General features: G+C 48.8%; 19 protein-coding genes. 13 read left to right on the top strand and 6 right to left on the bottom strand.

Going from position 1 to position 20299, the window contains the following annotated elements:
* Window positions 1–71 precede the first annotated feature (71 nt).
* Window positions 72–2276 (bottom strand): 4-alpha-glucanotransferase, encoded by a 2205-nt coding sequence (gene malQ, locus V7P87_RS15360; RefSeq protein ID WP_333798218.1) that lies wholly within the window; start codon window positions 2274–2276, stop codon window positions 72–74.
* Window positions 2277–2509: 233 nt separating this feature from the next.
* Between malQ and gap the strand changes: the two genes are divergently transcribed.
* Window positions 2510–3517: a type I glyceraldehyde-3-phosphate dehydrogenase gene (gap, locus tag V7P87_RS15365; protein ID WP_333798219.1), complete on the top strand. Its 1008-nt coding sequence runs from the start codon at window positions 2510–2512 to the stop codon at window positions 3515–3517.
* A 137-nt stretch (window positions 3518–3654) separates the two neighbouring features.
* Window positions 3655–4521: an aldose epimerase family protein gene (locus V7P87_RS15370; protein ID WP_333798220.1), complete on the top strand. Its 867-nt coding sequence runs from the start codon at window positions 3655–3657 to the stop codon at window positions 4519–4521.
* Between the two features lie 22 nt (window positions 4522–4543).
* Here the strand turns inward: V7P87_RS15370 and V7P87_RS15375 are convergent, their stop codons facing one another.
* Entirely contained in the window at window positions 4544–4936 is a 393-nt protein-coding gene (locus V7P87_RS15375) for a hypothetical protein (protein WP_333798221.1), read from the bottom strand.
* A 289-nt stretch (window positions 4937–5225) separates the two neighbouring features.
* Between V7P87_RS15375 and ccoN the strand changes: the two genes are divergently transcribed.
* The 11 genes from ccoN to ttcA all read left to right on the top strand — a co-directional run bounded on the left by ccoN (window position 5226) and on the right by ttcA (window position 15053).
* Window positions 5226–6653, top strand: coding sequence for a cytochrome-c oxidase, cbb3-type subunit I (gene ccoN / locus V7P87_RS15380; protein WP_333798222.1), 1428 nt, complete (start codon window positions 5226–5228; stop codon window positions 6651–6653).
* A 10-nt stretch (window positions 6654–6663) separates the two neighbouring features.
* Window positions 6664–7272 carry a cytochrome-c oxidase, cbb3-type subunit II gene (ccoO, locus tag V7P87_RS15385; protein WP_260657800.1) on the top strand — a complete coding sequence of 203 codons (609 nt, stop codon included), beginning with the start codon at window positions 6664–6666 and terminating at the stop codon, window positions 7270–7272.
* A gap of 5 nt (window positions 7273–7277) precedes the next feature.
* Window positions 7278–7457, top strand: coding sequence for a cbb3-type cytochrome oxidase subunit 3 (locus tag V7P87_RS15390; protein WP_260657799.1), 180 nt, complete (start codon window positions 7278–7280; stop codon window positions 7455–7457).
* A complete protein-coding gene (gene ccoP, locus V7P87_RS15395) occupies window positions 7450–8424 on the top strand; it encodes a cytochrome-c oxidase, cbb3-type subunit III (RefSeq protein WP_333798223.1) in 975 nt (324 codons plus the stop codon). Before V7P87_RS15390 ends, ccoP begins: the two co-directional genes overlap by 8 nt.
* 81 nt (window positions 8425–8505) lie before the next feature.
* Complete coding sequence (locus tag V7P87_RS15400; RefSeq protein ID WP_333798224.1) at window positions 8506–8985, top strand: FixH family protein; 480 nt, start codon at window positions 8506–8508, stop codon at window positions 8983–8985.
* A gap of 1 nt (window position 8986) precedes the next feature.
* Window positions 8987–11392: a heavy metal translocating P-type ATPase gene (locus V7P87_RS15405; protein WP_333798225.1), complete on the top strand. Its 2406-nt coding sequence runs from the start codon at window positions 8987–8989 to the stop codon at window positions 11390–11392.
* On the top strand, window positions 11389–11580 hold the full coding sequence (gene ccoS, locus V7P87_RS15410; RefSeq protein WP_296294549.1) for a cbb3-type cytochrome oxidase assembly protein CcoS: 192 nt from the start codon (window positions 11389–11391) through the stop codon (window positions 11578–11580). The genes V7P87_RS15405 and ccoS overlap by 4 nt, the downstream gene beginning before the upstream one ends.
* A complete protein-coding gene (locus tag V7P87_RS15415) occupies window positions 11564–12256 on the top strand; it encodes a sulfite exporter TauE/SafE family protein (RefSeq protein WP_333798226.1) in 693 nt (230 codons plus the stop codon). Before ccoS ends, V7P87_RS15415 begins: the two co-directional genes overlap by 17 nt.
* Window positions 12257–12298: 42 nt before the next feature.
* Window positions 12299–13015 carry a fumarate/nitrate reduction transcriptional regulator Fnr gene (gene fnr / locus V7P87_RS15420; RefSeq protein ID WP_260657793.1) on the top strand — a complete coding sequence of 239 codons (717 nt, stop codon included), beginning with the start codon at window positions 12299–12301 and terminating at the stop codon, window positions 13013–13015.
* A gap of 94 nt (window positions 13016–13109) precedes the next feature.
* Window positions 13110–14033 (top strand): universal stress protein UspE, encoded by a 924-nt coding sequence (gene uspE / locus V7P87_RS15425; protein WP_333798227.1) that lies wholly within the window; start codon window positions 13110–13112, stop codon window positions 14031–14033.
* A gap of 90 nt (window positions 14034–14123) precedes the next feature.
* Window positions 14124–15053: a tRNA 2-thiocytidine(32) synthetase TtcA gene (gene ttcA, locus V7P87_RS15430; RefSeq protein ID WP_333798228.1), complete on the top strand. Its 930-nt coding sequence runs from the start codon at window positions 14124–14126 to the stop codon at window positions 15051–15053.
* A gap of 172 nt (window positions 15054–15225) precedes the next feature.
* Here the strand turns inward: ttcA and V7P87_RS15435 are convergent, their stop codons facing one another.
* From V7P87_RS15435 to V7P87_RS15450, 4 genes are all read right to left on the bottom strand, one after another.
* The gene (locus V7P87_RS15435; RefSeq protein WP_333798229.1) at window positions 15226–16596 is read right to left on the bottom strand and encodes a phosphomannomutase CpsG; all 1371 of its coding nucleotides are present in this window, start codon (window positions 16594–16596) and stop codon (window positions 15226–15228) included.
* A gap of 1 nt (window position 16597) precedes the next feature.
* The gene (locus tag V7P87_RS15440) at window positions 16598–18016 is read right to left on the bottom strand and encodes a mannose-1-phosphate guanylyltransferase/mannose-6-phosphate isomerase (RefSeq protein WP_333798230.1); all 1419 of its coding nucleotides are present in this window, start codon (window positions 18014–18016) and stop codon (window positions 16598–16600) included.
* Window positions 18017–18209: 193 nt separating this feature from the next.
* Window positions 18210–19151, bottom strand: a complete 942-nt coding sequence (locus V7P87_RS15445) for a hypothetical protein (RefSeq protein WP_333798231.1) — start codon at window positions 19149–19151, stop codon at window positions 18210–18212.
* A 70-nt stretch (window positions 19152–19221) separates the two neighbouring features.
* Window positions 19222–20235: an NAD-dependent epimerase gene (locus V7P87_RS15450; protein WP_333798232.1), complete on the bottom strand. Its 1014-nt coding sequence runs from the start codon at window positions 20233–20235 to the stop codon at window positions 19222–19224.
* Window positions 20236–20299: the final 64 nt, after the last annotated feature.

Raw genomic sequence — 20299 nt, forward strand, 5'->3', positions numbered from 1 at the left:
GGGGCCTTGTTCACCAGGCGCAACAAGCAGAGTACTCCGGTAACAGAAGTTACCGGAGTTTTTTTATTGAATTATGAATATAAGCCAGAACGGCGATTTGCTGTCAAATTTTGCAGATGAGCACTGATGTGGCCGGCAGATTCAAGTTGCTCTAAGGTCATACTAAGTTTGCGCCGCCAATTGGCATATTCGTCACTGGTGCCCGGCACATTCACCGGCTCCAGCATCTCCATCCAGTCTTCCAGCTGCAGACATAACAACTGACAACTGCCTTTGGCCAGATGTTGTTGCAGTGCATAGTTTAAAGTGCGGTCCATCCCGAGATTTTCCACAGAGCGCGGATAATCGGCCGGTAAGGCATGATGACCATGCAAAGAATCCAGAATACGCTGTTTGGCTTTGTGCCGGTCGGCGTATAACCCAGGCAGAATCTCTTCGGTATAAAGCCCGAGTTTTAACCCAAGTTTTAAGTCAGAACAATGCCAGAAGCCAATCAAAGTCGGCATATCATGGGTGGTTAATGCCGACATCGCCTGCACCGGATAATGCGCAGTAGAAATATAACCACCATCTTCGGCCTGCTCAAAAAAGAAGATACGATATGAATACATACCAAATTGTTGCAGCAGCTCAAAAATGCCATCCGGCACTGTGCCTAAATCTTCGCCTATCACCACCGCCTGCTGACGCTGGCTTTCCAGCGCCAGAATGCCGAGTAAATCCATAATAGGATAATAAATATAAGCGCCTTCACCGGCAGACTGCGCGCCTTTGGGCACCCACCATAACCTTAATAACGCCATCACATGGTCAATACGCAAAGCACCTGAGTCCTGCATATTGGCGCGAAACAGCTCAATCATCGGTCTGTAGGCCTGACGGAACAGCTGATAAGGCAACATCGGCGGTAAACCCCAGTTCTGACCTTTAGGACCCAGAATATCCGGTGGTGCGCCAACACTGGCATTACGGCAATATAAATCCGGATTTGACCAGATTTCAGTAGAAGCTTCACTGACACCGACGGCCAGGTCACGGTACAAACCTAACAACATGCCACTGGCTTTGGCCTGTTGTTGTACTGTGGCCAGCTGCTGCTGGGCACAAAATTGCAGATAACTAAAAAATTCAATGTCGTCCTGATTTGCTGCGGCAAACTGCTGCACCGCTTCACTGTGGGCATCACGGTATTGCTCTGGCCAGTTTGGCCAGCCCCAGGCATGTGGATCTTTGGCAATTAAATGCATATGCAAGGCATCATAAAGCGCCAACTGACGCAGGCTGTCGCCGCCTTGTTGTTTAAAGGCTGCAAAATCAGCCGCAAGCTTCGGATTTGCTTGCTGATGTTCAGTAAACCAGTGAAACAAGGTTTTCAGCGCCGGCAGTTTCAGCTGCATCACGCCGCTGTAATCCACCCAGTCTTTACTGCGCTGCGCTTGTACTGCTTCAACAAAATGGGGGGCATTGACCAAAGCTGCGGTTTGCAAACAGTCAGCAAAACCCGGCATTTGCGGCACACTTAAATAAATGATGTTCAGCCAGCGGCGCGACGAAGGGCTGTAAGGGCTGGCCGATTCCGGCATCGCAGGGTAAAGCGCATGAATAGGGTTTAAGCCAACAAAATCAGCACCTTGTTTGGCTAAATAACTGACCAGACGCCCCAAATCGGCAAAGTCGCCAATACCCCAGTTGCTGTCCGATTTTAATCCATACAGCTGAACCGAAACGCCCCACTGCTTTTGCGTTTGAAATTGCTGCGGCTGGAAACAACGTTCAGGTGTAATGATCAGCGACTGTTGATAAACCTCATCATCACCTTCAATGGCAAGGCTCAGTTGGTGGTAACCCAACGGCAGATCAAAGTTAAAACTATGTTCATACTGCTGATATTCAGTGTCATCGAGCAGCATCACGCCGGACAACTCGGCATCGATGGCGCTATAGCTAAAAGCATGGGTTTGCCCCTGCTCTGTGGTCAGGGTGACGGTCAGTTGCTGGTGCACTTCGTCTATCGGCAATCTGATTTGTAAACGGTATTGCTGCTCTGCGCTCTGCTGCTGAACCGAGACCGGATCCAGCGGCTCTAACCAATGTAACTTCTGCCGCTCTGCCAGTTGAGCCGCCGCCAGGGGGTCGTTGTCGATGGCAAAACCAAGAGCCGCCAGTAATTTAAGCTGATCCTGCTCTTTTACTTCGGTGGCATTGCCCCAGGCGTCGGTGAAGGCTGTTTCAATACCGTTAAAGCGGATTAAATCAGCAAGAAGTTTTTTGTCCATAAAGGCTCCAAATCAGTGCGTCGCGGTGGAAGTGCCGGTGTTTTCATTGGCTTTTTTATGCATCTGACCGGCTTAGCCTGAGCAGTATACGACGTAAAAAATTACTTTCGATGGCTAAATGCGGCTTTATGTCATTAAATTACATAAATACGATTGCATAACGTTTTTAAGCTTGAAAAATGGCAAAAAACATGTAATTTTACTACACAATTGACAATCATTCGGGGTGAGCCATGACAATTCGTGTTGCAATTAATGGATTTGGCCGTATCGGCCGTAATGTTTTACGTGCTTTATATGAAAGTAAGAAGGCGTACGACATCAAAGTCGTGGCTATTAATGATCTGGGTGATGCTGCTATTAATGCCCACTTACTGAAATACGACACAGCACACGGTATTTTCCAGGCCAATGTTGAACATTCTGATAAAGCTATTTATGTCAATCAGGACGAAATCCTGACCCTGAGTGAGCGCAACCCGGCCAACCTGCCCTGGGCCGATTTAAAAGTAGATGTGGTACTGGAATGTACCGGCCTCTTTACCGACCGCACAACTGCAGGCGCGCATTTAACAGCTGGCGCGAAAAAAGTCATTATCTCAGCACCGGCCAAAGATGTAGACGCCACAGTGGTGTATGGTGTCAATCACAATGTGATCACATCTGATATGACAATCATCTCCAACGCCAGCTGCACCACCAACTGTTTGTCACCCATTGCCAAACCATTAAATGATGTACTGGGCATTGAATCAGGCCTGATGACCACTATTCATGCCTACACCAATGACCAACGTTTAAGCGATGTGTACCACACTGACGTGCGCCGTGCCCGCGCCGCCGCTATGTCGATGATCCCCACCAAAACAGGTGCAGCCGCTGCTGTTGGATTAGTCGTACCTGAACTCAAAGGTAAATTTGATGGTTTGGCGGTACGGGTGCCAACACTGAATGTGTCTTTGGTTGATTTAACCTTTATTGCAGGTCGTAACACCACAGTAGAGGAAGTAAACGACATTATCCGCAAAGCAGCCGGCGAGTTCCCGATGAATCAGGTGCTGGCTGTCAATGATTTACCGCTGGTGTCGGTTGATTTTAATCACAACCCAATGTCATCAATTTTTGATGCCACTGAAACCCGGGTCAATGGCCGGTTGGTCAAAGTGATGGCCTGGTATGACAATGAATGGGGTTTCAGTAACCGCATGCTTGATAATACTGTCGAGCTGATGAAAGCTTAACTGGGTCAGGGTCTGGCCTGCAGCAACTACAGTATGCGGCCACAGACTTTTGCACCAGCAAATAAATTAGCCAAAAAGGCGACTTCGGTCGCCTTTTTCATTAATAATCTCAGCACTTTGATTGCCTGGTTTTTACAATGCACAATAACTCCATTCAACAACTGTCAGGTTTTGGCCCTTTAGCCGGTTTACCTTGTTATCAACTCAACGCCAATGGCGCCAGGGTGGTCGTTTCTGCTTATGGTGCTCATGTACTCTCTTATCAAAATGCCGCCGGGCGTGAATTGTTGTGGTTATCTGAAACAGCAAAGTGGCAACACAACAGTGCCATTCGTGGTGGTGTACCTATATGTTGGCCATGGTTCGGTAAAGCAGCTGCTGAATTTGCTGCAGAAGCCTCAGGGGTGCCCAATCACGGTCTGGTGCGCACAGCGTTTTGGCAAATGACACAACAACATATTTCAGCTGAAGCTGTCTCCATCGGTTTTAGCATTGAGCTTGCTGAGCTGCCGTGGCGCAAAAACGCCGGCAGAGACAATCAACCAGTCCGGTTAGACTATCTGCTGACCTTATCCGATGAACTGAAGCTGCAACTACACTGCGACGCAGTGATGATGCAACAAGCGGCTCTGCATAGTTATTTTCGAGTACCACAAGTCGAAGGCGCTATTGTCAGTCCACTGCCACAGCAGTGTTTTGACAAGGTGAGTAACAACACATTGCACCTGAACCAAGCTCAGCTGCAATTTCAGGGGGAAATTGACCGGGTTTACCCTGATACCGCCAATACACTGACGCTGTTGACCACAAATAGCGCCACTGCCTTGCTGACCATTGCACAACAAGGCCATGATGCCAGTGTGTTATGGAACCCTGGACATATAAAAGCCGCAGCTATGGCGGATATGCATCCGGGCGCGGCAGCCGAGTTTGTATGTATAGAAAGTGCAAGGCTGGCTCTGGAACCACAGCCTTTGTCGTTAACACAAATTATCCGTGGTTAAAAAGCAGCCGGATATTGATTGCTCAATCCGGCCAACGGGAATAAAAACTGTCCTGCAACGTGATTTTGTCGCCGTTTTGATATGTCACTTCAAGTTCAAGTTGCCACTGCATCCTGGGTTCAGTGCAGGCGCCTAACATCAGTTCGGCTTGCCACTGCTGTTGTTTTAGCTCAAACCGCAGTGGTATTTCCCCCATATACATCGTTTTGCCACGAATAGTGCCTGTCACTGCCAAAACCTGGTTGTTGCCGCTATCCAGTTGTAGCAACAAAGGGGTTTCAACCGGCATATCACCAGGCAGATAACTCAGGGTAAATGTTTCTAACTGCACCTGACGTGTAGTTGTCGTTTTGGCAGCTTCTTGCGGGCTGCATGCAGCTAACATCAACAAAACACAACCAAATACACTTTTCATCACAACTTGTTTACCTCATTTTTCCGCGCCCATTGTAAGGCTTAGCGCACGCGACTGTGAAATTTCCGTCATTGCGCTCAAAAACTGAACAGCAACATTGTTCTACATCATAAAACCGGCGAGTCCGCCTATCTTTTTGGGGGTAAAACTCGTATTATCGCGCCCAAAGATTGGCAGGCAAAACAAGGTTGTGTCAGAAAAACCTTGCTAAACTATCGGTCTATTATAAGAAGGGTCACCCCCATGGGTGTTTTTTAATAACTAGCAAAAAACTGCAGCGGAACTCAACATGAGCCAGACCAAATCGTTAAATGTTGACTACAACTACACGGTTGTCCGCCTCTTTGCCCTCACAACAGTGTTGTGGGGTATAGTCGGCATGACAGTGGGTGTTTTATTAGCGGCGCAATTATATTGGCCAGCACTGAACTTTGATACAGCCTGGTTGACTTACAGCCGACTTCGTCCTCTTCATACCAATGCGGTAATTTTCGCTTTTGGTACCAGCGCCTTGTTCGCGACCTCTTATTACGTGGTGCAACGTACCTGTCAGGTTCGGCTTTATGCAGAAAAGCTGGCCATGTTTACCTTTATTGGCTGGCAGGTGGTCATTATTGCTGCGGCTATTACTCTGCCAATGGGCATCAGCCAGAGCAAAGAATACGCCGAGCTGGAATGGCCTATTGACGTATTAATTACTATCGTCTGGGTTTGTTATGCCATTGTGTTTTTTGGCACTATGATCAAAAGAACCACCAGCCATATTTATGTAGCCAACTGGTTCTACGGCGGTTTTATTATCACTGTTGCTGCGCTGCATATTGTAAACAGCATGGTGATCCCGGTATCTCTGACAAAATCTTATTCTATCTACGGCGGTGCTGTGGATGCCATGGTGCAATGGTGGTATGGCCACAACGCAGTAGGTTTCCTGTTAACTGCGGGCTTCCTGGGTATGATGTACTACTTCGTACCAAAACAAGCTGGCCGTCCGGTGTATTCTTACCGTTTGTCTGTCGTACACTTCTGGGCCTTAATCGCCCTGTACATCTGGGCTGGTTCTCACCACTTACACTACACTGCCCTGCCTGACTGGACTCAGTCTGTGGGTATGGTGATGTCAGTCATTCTGTTTGTGCCAAGCTGGGGCGGTATGATCAACGGTATCATGACCTTATCTGGCGCCTGGCATAAACTGAAAACAGACCCAATCTTACGTTTCTTGATCGTGTCTTTATCTTTCTACGGCATGTCGACCTTCGAAGGCCCGATGATGGCGATCAAATCAGTAAACGCATTATCTCACTACACAGACTGGACAGTTGGCCACGTTCACTCAGGCGCTTTAGGCTGGGTTGCCATGGTGTCTATCGGTGCTCTGTATCACTTAATTCCGGCCGTATTTGGTCAGGGTCGCATGTATAGCACCAAACTGGTGAACACCCACTTCTGGTTACACACCACTGGTGTTGTACTGTACATCGTTGCTATGTGGATCAGCGGTATTATGCAGGGCATGATGTGGCGTGCAGTAAACACTGACGGCACCCTGACGTACAGCTTTGTACAGTCACTGGAAGCCTCTTATCCGTTCTATCTGATGCGTTTTATCGGTGGTGTGTTTGTAGTCGCAGGTATGCTGGTGATGGCGTACAACGTGATTAAAACAGTCCGTGCCAAACAAGGCGTATTAGAGCCAGTAGCAGAAGCGGCGTAAGGAGCTTATCGTGTCTAAGAATTACCATGAAAAAGTTGAAAAAAGCGCCGGCTGGCTGGCCATTTTAACTGTAGTTGCCATCAGCTTTGGTACTCTGGTTGAAATTACCCCTTTGATGTTTATCAAAGAAACCACCGAGCCAGTTGACGGTTTAAAACCCTATACTGCACTGCAAATGGAAGGTCGGGATATTTTTATCCGTGAAGGTTGTACCAACTGCCACAGCCAGATGATCCGTCCGTTCCGCCATGAAGTTGAACGTTACGGTCACTACTCTGTTGCCGGCGAAAGTATCTGGGAACATCCGTTCCTGTGGGGTTCGAAACGTACTGGTCCAGATTTGGCCCGTGTTGGTGGTCGTTACAGCGATGACTGGCATTACGCGCATTTAATGGATCCACGTTCTGTTGTACCACAGTCAAATATGCCTGCTTATCCGTGGCTCGATGAAAACGTGCTGGATGGCAAACTGACTGCGAAAAAGCTGGAGACTTTCCGCTCTTTCGGCGTGCCTTACACTGACGAAGATATCGCCGGTGCTGAAGCTGCTGTAAAAGGCAAGAAAGAAATGGAAGCCCTGATTGCCTATCTGCAATCACTGGGCACAGCGTTGAAGTAATCCTTATGGACTACGCAACCATTCACAGCTTTTATACCGTGATTATTTTGGTGGCCTTTGTTGGACTTCTGGTTTGGGTTTTTTTAATTAAACGCAAACCAGATTTCGACGATGCAGCAAATGCAATCTTTGCTGACGAACAAAAGTCACAACAAAAACAACAACAGGAGTCGGATCATGAGTAGCTTTTGGAGTGCTTGGATCACAATCTTAACGATCGCATGTATCGTGTTATGTACTGTGTTATTAACATGGAACTTAAAAAACCATGTGGGTGTTGAAGAAGGCAAAACCACAGGTCATGAGTTTGATGGTATTGAAGAAATTAACAATCCACTGCCAAAGTGGTGGACCATTATGTTCTACGCCACCATCGTCTGGTCGGTATTTTATTTTGCCGCCTACCCTGGCCTTGGTAACTTCAAAGGCTTTTTAGGCTGGACCAGCTCTAACCAGGGTGTAAAGTCTTTAGCAGAATCAAAAGCTGCCATTGAAGCACAAAAAGCTGCTGGTACTCCTTCACAGTTGGACCGCGAATATATGAAAGCAGACGAAACTTTTGCCAAAGAGTTTGCTAAATATACCAGCCGTCCAATTGAAGAACTGGCGTACGACACTCAGGCATTAAAAGTAGGTCAACGTTTGTTCCTGCAAAACTGCGCCCAGTGTCACGGCTCTGATGCCCGTGGTCAGCGTGGCTTCCCGAACCTGACCGACAACGACTGGTTATACGGCGGTACTGTTGACAAGATCAAAGAAACCCTGCTGTATGGTCGTAAAGCCGCCATGCCAGCCTGGGGTGAAGCTTTGGGTGAACAGGGCATCAAAGAAATGACCGCTTATGTGCTGAGTTTGTCTGGCCGTAAGGTGAACGACAAAGACGCAGCTGCAGGTAAAGCCAAGTTTGGTATGTGTGCAGCTTGTCACGGTGCAGACGGTAAAGGTAGTCTGGCGCATAACCTGCCATTTGGCGCGCCTAACCTGACCGACAACACCTGGTTGTACGGTGGTTCAGCCGGTTCTATCGAAACTTCGCTGCTCAAAGGCCGTAATGGTGTGATGCCAGCCTTTAAAGACACGCTGGGTGAAGATAAAATCCACGTAATCACCGCATACGTATACCGGTTATCACGTCCGGATGACACCAAATAACCGGAATTTGCCAAAAGTGCGTTAAACCGCTGCAATAAGCCCCGCTGTCGGGGCTTATTGTTATGCAGCAGAGGAAAACAGATGTTAAGCAAACCCTGGTATAAACAATTCTGGCCCTGGGCACTGATTGCCCTGCCCGTACTAACCATGTTCAAGGCCGCCCACACTATTTACATTATGAATCAGCAAACGCCAGATCTGGTGGTAGATGACTATTATGCCGAAGGCAAAGCAATCAATATGAATCTGGCTAAGTACCGCGAAGCGGCACTGCGCAATTTACAGGCCAATATTCTGATTGCCGCCGACAAAGCTGTGGTACGTTTTGCCAGTAACCCGGTACTGGGTGACACCCTGGAACTGCAATTTGTGCACAACACTGTGGCTGCTAACGATTTTGTGGTGAAGGCTGAGCGTAGCGGCGAAAACCTGTATATCACCCAACTGCCAACCACTTTGTCTGGCAAATGGAAGCTGGTGGTTGCCGATAACAGCGAGCAATGGAAACTGCGTGCTGAACTGACGTTACCTCATAACGGCGAAATCAAACTAACTTATTAAGATGACAAAAGCTGTGGTGCAACCCTGTTTTCACTGTAACGATCCTGTGCCAGAGGGCAGTAACTTTGTGCTGGACTTTGATGGCCAGCAACGTCAGTTTTGCTGTCCGGGCTGTGAGGCCGTCGCCCACAGTATTGTCTCGCAGGGACTTGGTGATTATTACCGTTTTCGCACCGCGCCGGCCAATAAAGCAACACCTTTGCCGGAGAAACTGCAGCAACAACTACAAAGTTATGACAATGCCGATGTACTGGGTGACTTAACCACCAAAGATGGTCAGTGGCAACAAGTGGAGCTCTCCATCAGCGGTATGAGCTGTGCAGCATGTGCCTGGCTGATAGAAAAACAACTGAAACAATACCCTGCTGTTGCCAGTGCTTCGGTAAATTCTTCAACATCACGTTGTGCCCTGCGTTTTGATCCCAACCAAACTCCCCTGAGCACTTTACTCAAAGGCATTGCTGAACTGGGTTATCAGGCCAGCCCTTTTATTGCCGACAACGAAGAGCAGTATTACCAGCAGGAAATGCGGGCATATCTGAAGCGTCTGGCCGTTTCCGGCATTATGTCGATGCAGGTGATGATGTTGGCCTTTGGTTTGTATTTTGGCGAATACACTGGCATCGAACAACAATACGAGGGTTATCTGCGCTGGATAAGCCTGCTGCTGACCTTACCTGTGATGGTATTTGCCGCTGCACCTTTTAGCCAAAGTGCCTGGCGTGCACTCAAAGCAAAAGAGCTGAATATGGACGTGCCGATTGTGCTGGCGCTGTATTACACCTTTTTAGCTTCGGTATACGCCACCGTCAGTCACAGTGGTGAAGTGTATTTTGAATCCGTCTGTATGTTTGTGTTTTTGCTGCAGCTGGGTAAGTTTTTTGAATTCCGGGCGCGTAAACAAGCGCGTGATGCCACCAGCAATCTGCTCAAAGTGATGCCGGTCAGCGCCTGGTTATGGGACGGCCAGCAAGCAACTGCCACTTCAGCACGGCGCTTAACACCTGGGACACTGATTTTAGTTAAAGCAGGTGAAACTATACCGGCAGATGGCATTATCCAAAGTGGCCAAAGCAGTACCGACGAGTCGATGCTGACCGGTGAATACCGGGCTATTGCCAAACAACCTGGTGATGCCGTGCTGGCCGGAAGTGTGAATCATGATGGGGTGTTAGTGGTGCAGGTGCAAAAAGCCCTGACCGAATCCAGACTTGGCCAGATCATTTTATTGCAACAGCAAACACTGCATCAAAAGCCGCAACTACTGGAAAAAACCGACAAAATTGCCCGTTTTTTTGTGCAGCGTTTATTAGTGATAGCCACCCTCACCTTTGCCGTCTGGTACTTTTTTATCGACGCAGATCGTGCTTTTTGGGTGACTTTATCTGTGCTGGTTGCTACCTGCCCCTGCGCGCTGAGTCTGGCAACCCCAACCGCCATTACCTGCGCTTTGGCACGACTGAACCGCAAAGGCATTCTCATTAAAAACCAGCAGGTGCTGGAAGTGTTGCCCAAACTGAACCGGGTGTTTTTTGATAAAACCGGCACCCTGACACAGGGTCGCTTTAGTGTGCGTCACTTCAGGCTGCATCAAAGTCCATATAGTGCGCAAGAACTGACAAACCTGATTGCCAACCTCGAAGCTTATTCTGAACATCCAATAGCCCGTGCTTTTAGCGGACTTCTGCACTCGCAACTACAACTGAGCGATGTTGAGTTGCAGGTAGGTGCCGGCCTCTCTGCGCTTTGGCAGCCACAACAAGGCGCTACCCCAGTCAGGGTGAAAGTGGGCAGCGCGGCATTTTGCCAGCAGGCACAAACAGAAGCTCAGGTATATTGCACCATCAATGACGAGCTGGCTGCCTCAGTCGAATTGTCGGATGCACTGCGCCCTGAAACCAGAACTCTGATGCAAAGTTTAAAAAATCTTCATATTCAAAGCTGCATTATCACCGGTGACAGCTCAGCGCAGGCAGAAGAAGTTGCGACCAGCCTTGGCGTACAACAGCTGTGGAAATCCTGCACACCTGAGCAAAAAGTTGAGCATATTCAAAACGCTGTTGCCGCAGGTGATACAGTATTGATGGTAGGCGACGGCATTAACGACAGCCCCAGCTTTCATGCGGCACATGTCTCTGTTGCACTGGATTCAGGCACTGATTTATCAAAAAACCAGGCTGATGTGGTGCTGCTGCATAACGATTTGTCGTTATTGTCTGAACTGATTGCCGGGGCAAAACTGGCAAAAAAAGTAGTGCGGCAAAATTTACTCTGGGCTGTTGGGTATAATCTGGTGATCATACCTTTGGCAGTCTGCGGTTTTGTGTCACCTTATGTGGCTGTCATTGGTATGTCGTTCAGCTCCTTATTGGTGGTTTCCAACTCACTCAGGTTATTAAAACAATGAGTATTATTTCCGTATTAATTCCAATTGCCGTGTTGTTTGTCATTCTTGGGCTTGCCATCTTTTTCTGGGCGGTCAAGTCCAGACAGTTTGACGATCTCGACAAAGAAGCTTTTAGTATTTTGTTTGACGAAAAACAGCAAAAGCCTGAGGCAACAAGCCCAAAGAAAGACGATGACCACCCCCTTTGAACTAGCGTCAGCCCTGTTGCCCGCGCTACTGATTGGCTTTTTAGGCAGCGGTCATTGTCTGGTGATGTGTGGCGGTATTGTCAGCGCCTTACAAATGATGATGCCTGGCCAGAGCAACAGTGCAAAACTCAAACTGCAACTGGCGTTAAGTGCGGGACGCATCAGCAGTTATGTTATTTTTGGTGCTTTCGCCGGTTGGTTAGGCATGCAAGGCATGCAGCTGCTTGGCACCGGCAAACCTGTGCTGCAACTGCTGTCGGGTTTGATGTTATTGCTGATGGCACTTTATGTCAGCAGGCTTTGGACTGGCCTCACCGCCCTTGAACGTTTGGGCACAAAACTGTGGCGTTATGTGCAACCGCTCGCAGCACGGTTATTGCCGCTCGATACCCCGACCAAAGCTTTTGGCTACGGCCTGTGTTGGGGTTATTTGCCTTGTGGTCTGGTGTATTCAGCTCTGGCATGGTCGCTTGCCAGCGGCTCTGCCGGTATGGGAGCCTGGTGGATGCTGGGTTTTGGTCTGGGCACTTTGCCAGCTTTGCTGCTGGCCGGACAAGCAGCTGCAAAGGTGCAGCAACTCAAAAACCATATTGGGGTGCGTTTTGCGGTCGCCATACTGCTTGGTGCCTATGGCTTGCAGACAATTTACCTTGCACTTCGCCGCTTAGTTTTTTAAGCTGGACAGGTATTAGATGGCATTAAAATGGAAACCTTTGTAATGAGCTCTTCGTCTATTAATTGCCAGGATTGTGGCTTTAGCCAGTTATGTTTGCCTTTTTCACTGAACGAGGCCGAACTTGATAAACTTGACGACATCATTCAGCGCAAACGCCCATCACACAAAGGTGATCACCTGTTTGAAGCTGGTAAACCGCTGCAGGCGCTTTATGCTGTTCGCACCGGATCTTTTAAAACCTATACCCTGACCGAACAAGGTGAAGAGCAAATCACCGGCTTTCATTTGCCCGGTGATGTGATAGGTTTTGATGCTATTGGCAGCCAGCAGCATCCAAGTTATGCCCAGGCACTGGAAACCGCCATGGTCTGCGAAATTCCGTTTCATACGCTGGAATCTTTATTAGATCAGCTGCCAAAACTGCGCCAGCAGCTGATGCGGCTGATGAGTCAGGATATCTCCGGCGATCAACAAATGATGTTGTTATTAAACCGCAAAACCGCAGAAGAAAAACTGGCCGCCTTTTTAACCAATCTGGCGCAGCGTTTTGGCAATCGTGGTTTTTCCAAAAAAGAGTTCCGCTTAACCATGACCCGCGGTGAGATTGGTAATTATCTGGGTTTAACGGTTGAAACTATCAGCCGCCTGCTGGGCCGTTTTCATAAAGATGAGCTGATTCATGTGGACGGTAAACTGATTGTGATCACCAACTTTGAAGCCCTGAGTAAAGTTGCCGGTATGGCCAAAATCGCCAGTTAACGGCGATTTTGATCCAGGTTAAGGTTCGCCTGCCAGAAAACCGATATGTTGGCTACACTTTAACCACAAGTGTAAATTCAACCGGGAGAATGACATGGCAACTTATCAGGATGTGCTGGTGGTGCTGGACCCCAGCCAACAGGAACAAAAAGCGCTGGCCCGCGCCCTGGAACTGGCCGAACACACTGCTTGTCGCCTCACTGCGTTTTTATCCATTTATGATTTTTCCTATGAAATGACCACCATGCTCTCTGGCGAGGAGCGTGAGTCTATGCGTCAGGCGGTCATTGCAGACCGTGAACTCTGGATCAGTGAACTGGTGGCACCGGCTAGAGCTAAAGGCATGGCTGTGGCTATTTCTGTGGTCTGGCATAACAGGCCTTTTGAAGCCATTGTCAGTGCAGTGAATCAGCATCAATACGATTTAGTGATCAAAGGCACGCACAACCACGATGTGCTTAAATCGATGATTTTTACCCCAACGGACTGGCATATACTGCGCAAATGCCCCTGCCCCGTGCTGTTGGTGAAAGAACATGCCTGGCCAAGTCAGGGTAAAATTCTGGCGGCAGTGAATGCCGGTAGCGAGCAGCCACATCATATTGAACTGAATAAACGTATTATTCTGCAGGCTCAGGCTATTGCCGCCATGCTACAGGGGGAAGTGCATCTGGTGAACGCTTATCCGGGCACACCTGTGCATGTCGCCATTGAAATTCCGGAATTTAACCCGGCTGAATACAATGACAATATGAAACATCACCATCAGCAGGCTGTGGCTGATCTGGCGGCTAAATTTGCCATTCCAACCAGCCAGACCCATGTACTGGAAGGCATGCCGGAGGATGTGATCCCAAGGGTTGCACAAAACCTGGACGCAGAAATGCTGGTGATTGGCACCATAGGCCGCACTGGTTTGTCGGCCGCTATCATCGGTAATACTGCTGAGCACGTGATTGACCGGCTCGATTGTGACGTGCTGGCGCTGCGCCCGGACGCTCAGGTACTGGCTCCTTAAAGTGACCCCCTTTGATTCTTTGTATTGCGGATTGGCAAAAAGCGCCAATCCGCTATAATGTGCGCCATTTTTTCGTGATCTGGTGTTGTTATGTCACATGCTGCAGAAGCCAAAGCCCAATACAATCTGAATAAACTGCATAAACGTTTGCGCCGTGGTGTCGGCCAGGCGATCGCCGACTTTGGCATGATTGAAGCGGGTGACAAAGTGATGGTCTGCTTGTCCGGTGGCAAAGACAGCTACACCCTGCTGGATATACTGTTGAACCTGCAACAATCTGCACCTGTCGACTTTTCCATAGTGGCGGTGAATTTAGATCAGAAACAGCCAGGCTTTCCGGCCGACGTACTGCCGGGTTATTTAAGCAGCATTGGGGTTGATTTTAAAATTGTCACTGAAGATACCTACAGCATCGTCAAAGACAAAATTCCGGAAGGCAAAACCACCTGCTCTTTATGCTCAAGACTGCGCCGTGGCATTTTATACCGTACCGCCAAAGAGCTGGGCGCCACCAAAATTGCACTGGGCCATCACCGCGACGACATGATTGAAACTATGTTTTTAAACATGTTTTATGGTGGCAAAATGAAATCAATGCCGCCTAAACTGCAAAGTGACAATGGTGAGCATATTGTCATTCGCCCGCTGGCGTATTGCCGCGAAAAAGACATTGAAAAATACTCCACTGCCAAAGCTTTCCCTATTATTCCATGTAACCTCTGTGGCTCGCAGGACGGCCTGCAACGTCAGGTGGTTAAAGAAATGCTGCAAGATTGGGATAAACGTTTCCCGGGACGCATCGAAACTATGTTCCAGGCCATGCAAAACATAGTGCCTTCTCATATGATTGATAAAAACCTGTTTGATTTTACCGCAGTGCGTCATGGGGTGGTGGTTGCTGAAGGAGATACCGCTTTTGATAAAGTCGAAGTGCCCAAGGTACCTGTTGGTTTAGCCGACGCCGATGATGAACCGGAAACCACAAAGGCTGTGCAAATTCAGCGTATTGAACTGGCATAACCGTCAACGGACCTTGTACGCAGACTGTATAAATAAAAAATCCGGCTTTGCCGGATTTTTTATTGTCATCTTTTCCCTGATTAATAGCCGGTCTGCAGTTGTCAGCCAGACTCGTCAGTCATCTTTTCCCTGATTAATAGCCGGTCTGCAGTTGTCAGCCAGACTCGTCAGGTTAGCCCTGCTGCAACAAAGCAGATAACTCAGCAGTTTTAGCCTGCATCAGCCTTATATCGCCCCTGCTTTCAACGTTAAGACGCACCAGAGGTTCGGTATTGGAACTTCTTAAATTAAAACGCCAATTGGCAAATTCCACACTGATGCCATCGGTGTGGTCGACCATGAGCGCCTGCGGCTGATACAAAGCCAGAACTTCAGCCAGCTTGGCAGCAGGATCGCTAATAGTGAAGTTAATCTCGCCTGAGGATGGAAAAGCCGTGATCCGCTGCTGCACCATGGCTGATAAGCTGCTGTTTTTCATGCATAAAAGCTCAGCCACCAATAACCATGGGATCATGCCGCTGTCACAATAGGCAAAATCACGGAAATAATGGTGGGCACTCATCTCACCACCATAAACCGCATCTTCTTTGCGCATCCGCTCTTTAATAAAGGCATGGCCGGTTTTTGACTGCACGGCAATACCACCTGCGTTCTCAACTAAATCAATGGTGTTCCAGCTCAGGCGCGGGTCGTGAATAATGCGAGCACCGGGGTTCTTTTGCAAAAAGGCTTCTGCCAGTAAACCAACAATATAATAACCCTCAATAAAAGCACCTGTTTCATCAAACAAAAAACAGCGATCAAAATCACCATCCCAGGCCACGCCAAAGTCGGCCTGATGCGCCAGCACTGCAGCTGACGTATCAGCGCGGTTATCCGGCAGTAAAGGATTAGGAATGCCATTGGGGAAAGTTGCATCAGGTTTGTGATGTACTTTCACAAACTCAATAGGAATACTCAGTTTGCTGAAAGCCTGCTCCAGCGCGTCCACCACATGGCCGGCGGCACCATTACCTGAATTCACCACAATTTTCAGCGGTTTAAAATTTTCTGCTTTGATGTAGCCAAGCAAATGCTGCACAAAATCGGCCAGGATAGACTGCTGACGATAACTGCCTTTGTGACTGGCAACAGCAAAGTCACCCTGCTCGGCCAGCTGTTTGATTTCTAATAAACCACTGTCAGAGCTGATGGGCCTGGCACCTTGTTGCACCAGTTTCATACCGTTGTAATCCAGCGGGTTGTGACTGGCGGTCACTTCAATACCACCACAAACACCCAGGTGAAAAGTGGCAAAATAGACTTCTTCGGTGCCGGTCATGCCAAGGTCAATCACATCCACACCGGCGTCCATCAAACCATCAGCCAGCGCTAACTTAAGAGATTCGGAAGTAGCACGCACATCACCGCCCAGCACCACTGTTTTGGCTTGCAGATACTGCCCAAAAGCGCGGCCAATACGATAAGCAACATCAGTATCGAGTTGCTCGTCTAATTTGCCGCGAATATCATAAGCTTTCACACAATCAATTTTGCGATACATCTCAGGCCCTGCCATAACGGTCTTCAAAACGCACTATATCGTCTTCCCCCAGGTAAGAGCCTGACTGCACTTCAATCAGCTCCAGTGGCACCTTGCCCGGATTCTCCAGCGCATGCACAGCAGTGATAGGGATATATACCGACTGGTTTTCAGTCAGGAACTTATCCACGCCATCGATGGTGACCTTAGCCGTGCCAGATACCACTATCCAGTGTTCAGCGCGATGATGGTGCATTTGCACCGACAACTTAGCGCCCGGTTTTACCGTAATACGTTTCACCTGGAAACGGCTGCCATGATCAATGGAGTCATATTTGCCCCAGGGGCGGTACACCTCGCGGTGGAAAGTTGCTTCCGGCCTCTGAGCTGCTTTAAGCTGATTCACAATAGCTTTGACATCCTGCGCTTTGTCTTTATGCGCCACCAGCACCGCATCTTTGGTACTGATCACAACAAGATCTCTGACCCCAACGGTAGCAACCAACTGCTCTTCGCTGCGGATAAAACAGTTGTGGGTATGGTCGGTCAGAATATCCCCCTGCAGCACGTTGCCGGCCTGGTCTTTGTCTGCTACCTGCCACAATGCCGCAAAACCACCCACATCATTCCAGCCAGCATCCAGTGGCACCACCACCACGTCGCCAGACTGACTTGCCGTCAGCGGCTCCATAATAGCGTAATCAATCGAATCCTCCGGACAAGCCATAAAGGCCTCTTTATTGATACGGATAAAATCCAGATCCGGTGTTTGTTCAGTGAGCGCTGCCTGGCAAGCCAGATAAATATCGGAACGGAATTGTTTCAGCTGCTGTAAATACACTGAAGCGCGGAACATAAACATGCCACTGTTCCAGTAATATTCACCACTGGCGAGATATTGCTCTGCGGTTGGCAAGTCGGGTTTTTCGACAAAAGACTGCACCAGATACGCTTGTGCAGTGGCGTGACCACGGCGAATGTAGCCATAACCCGTTTCGGCATGGCCTGGCACTATACCAAAAGTGACCAGTTTACCGCTGTTGGCAAATTGTTCTGCCTGAGCAACAGCCTGCTGAAAGGCATTTGTGTCGCTAATGACATGGTCAGCCGCCAGCACCAACAATAATGGGTCTTCACCATTTTGAGTGGCCTTCAGCGCAGCCAGTGCAATAGCAGGGGCGGTATTACGGCCAACCGGCTCCAGCAAAATAGTGCTTTGACTGAGCGCAAGCTGTCTCAGCTGCTCAGCGGCAATAAAACGGTGTTCTTCGTTACAGATCAGTAAAGGTGCACTGTGAGCTAAACCCTGTAACCTTAATAAAGTTTGTTGCAGCATGGTTTGGCTGCCGGTCAGCGCCAGAAATTGTTTTGGATAGTTGCCGCGTGACAGCGGCCACAAACGCGTCCCTGATCCGCCAGCCATGATAACAGGCATAAACATGGTAATTTCCTTTTGATAAAAGCAGTGTTGCGCTCAGTCTGTCTGGCACTATGCGCAGTGTCAACTGGCGCTTTTTCATGCTGGCCGACAGTCAGGCCCGGAACAATCAATTTTATGGCCAAAGGCTTTTTGCTTACTTGCTAAGGCATAAGCCCCAGTTAAAGAGCTCTGTCAAGCAGGCATCAGCCTCTCGTTAAATTTCCAGATGCCGCCAGTCTAGCCAATGGCTGCCACTGTTATTTTGCAGCTGTACACCAGTGGGCCTGATATCGGTGATCAATCCCTGTGGGATAGTCATTCCGGTGCGAAGCGCGGCTAATCGCTCTGCCCTTTGGCGTTTGGCCCGGGCCGATGGATCAGCGCCTGCTTTGAGTAAAATAGCAGCAAGCTCGGACGATTCCGGCACCAACAATAACGGTGTGTCTTTAAAGGCAAAGGTGGCACCAATCGGATGCACTGCGTTACGCAACTGGCCATCATCCGGCAAGGCGCCAAGCTGCAACAGTTCTTGCACCAACGGCGTGACTTGTTGTGGCAAAAACTGATTACTCAGCAGCTGATAAAGCACGGGCGCATCCCCACTGCGATAACGCAGCACAGCGCGGCTGACATAAGGTTTAAACAACTGCAGCAGTTGTAGCGCTACTTCGGGATCACGGTGAATATCACCGGTGATACCGGCATAAAAAGCCGTTTTGCCTGGCACCTGCCCCTGGCGCATCAAGGCTTTCACCAGACTGAGCTGGCCATAAGCGGCGGCTTGTACCAAAGCGTTATTCTGCTCAGCGTCAGCCACTGCCACAAAAGCCGGTTCAGCGCCGAGCGCAAGAGCCTGCTCTGCCAAATCAAACTGACGTTTTTGCATCAGACACTGAAACAACGTCTGATAATCCGATCTGATATTGACCGGCAGCTGAAACTCTTTGACCAGGAGCAGTGCTTTGTCACAACGGCCATTTTTAAATGCCTGCTCAGCGACCGCAGTCAGCTCAGTTTTATTAAACTGCTGTGCCTGTACCTGCTGTAAAAACACCTCGTTGTTTTGTTTCAGCGCACCTGAGCTATAGACAAACTGTTCCGGAGTGCTTTTACAACCCAGCAAAAATAACAACATGATCCAGCATAAACGATTCATCCCGACCTCTTTTATCTGATTAAACACCAGGTTTTACGCCCGGTATTTTTATTGTTGCAGCAAGAGTGACTCAGCTTTTGTTGTGATAGGTTTTAAACCAATCGACAAAATGTTGCATACCAACAGCCAAAGCAGTGGCAGGTTTAAAACCAACCAGTTGCTCAAGTTGCTGCACATCGGCATAGGTCTGATACACATCACCCGCCTGCATCGGCAGATAATTTTTCTTTGCCTTTAAGCCGGCAGCAGCTTCGATGGCACTGATAAAATCTTCCAGTGCAACCGGCTGATTATTGCCAATGTTATAAAGTGCATAATAAGGGTTGTTTGGCTGTTGTTGCGGGTAACCTGCACTGCCTGGCAATTTATCCTGCACACGCAGAATACCTTCAACAATATCATCGATATAAGTGAAGTCCCGCATCAGCTGGCCATGGTTGTACACATCAATCTGCTGACCGGCCAGAATAGCTTTGGTAAATTTCCATGGCGCCATATCGGGTCTGCCCCAGGGGCCATACACAGTAAAAAAACGCAGCCCCGTGGTTGGCAGCTGATACAAATGGCTATAGGTATGCGCCATCAGCTCATTGGATTTTTTGGTGGCGGCGTATAACGAAATGGGCGTATCCACAGCGTCAGTTTCACTAAAAGGCACTTTTTGCTGGTTGCCATACACTGAGCTGGAGCTGGCATACACCAGATGCTCAACCTGATGATGGCGGCAACCTTCCAGAATGGTCATCATGCCAATCAGGTTGGAGTCGACATAAGCCATTGGATTATCAATCGAATAACGCACTCCAGCCTGAGCACCGAGGTGGATCACCCGCTGAAACTTTTCGCTGGCAAAAAGTGCGGTCATGGCAGCTCTGTCACTTAAATCCAGTGGCACAAAGCGAAAAGTCTGCTGTTGGTCGGCTGATAAGCTGGCTTTAATACGTGCCAGTCTGGCCTGTTTAAGTGCTACATCATAATAGTCATTCAGGTTATCAAGTCCAACGACCTGATGACCCTGGGCACAAAGTTGCTGCGCAACCTGACTGCCGATAAAACCAGCAGCGCCTGTAACTAAAAATTTCATATAAACATCCGTTATTGTCAGATCTGAGCAGTGTGCAAACAAAGCCGTGCAGAAATCACAACTC

The organism is Rheinheimera sp., from assembly GCF_036782235.1.
In the GTDB taxonomy this organism is placed as follows: Bacteria; Pseudomonadota; Gammaproteobacteria; order Enterobacterales; family Alteromonadaceae; genus Pararheinheimera.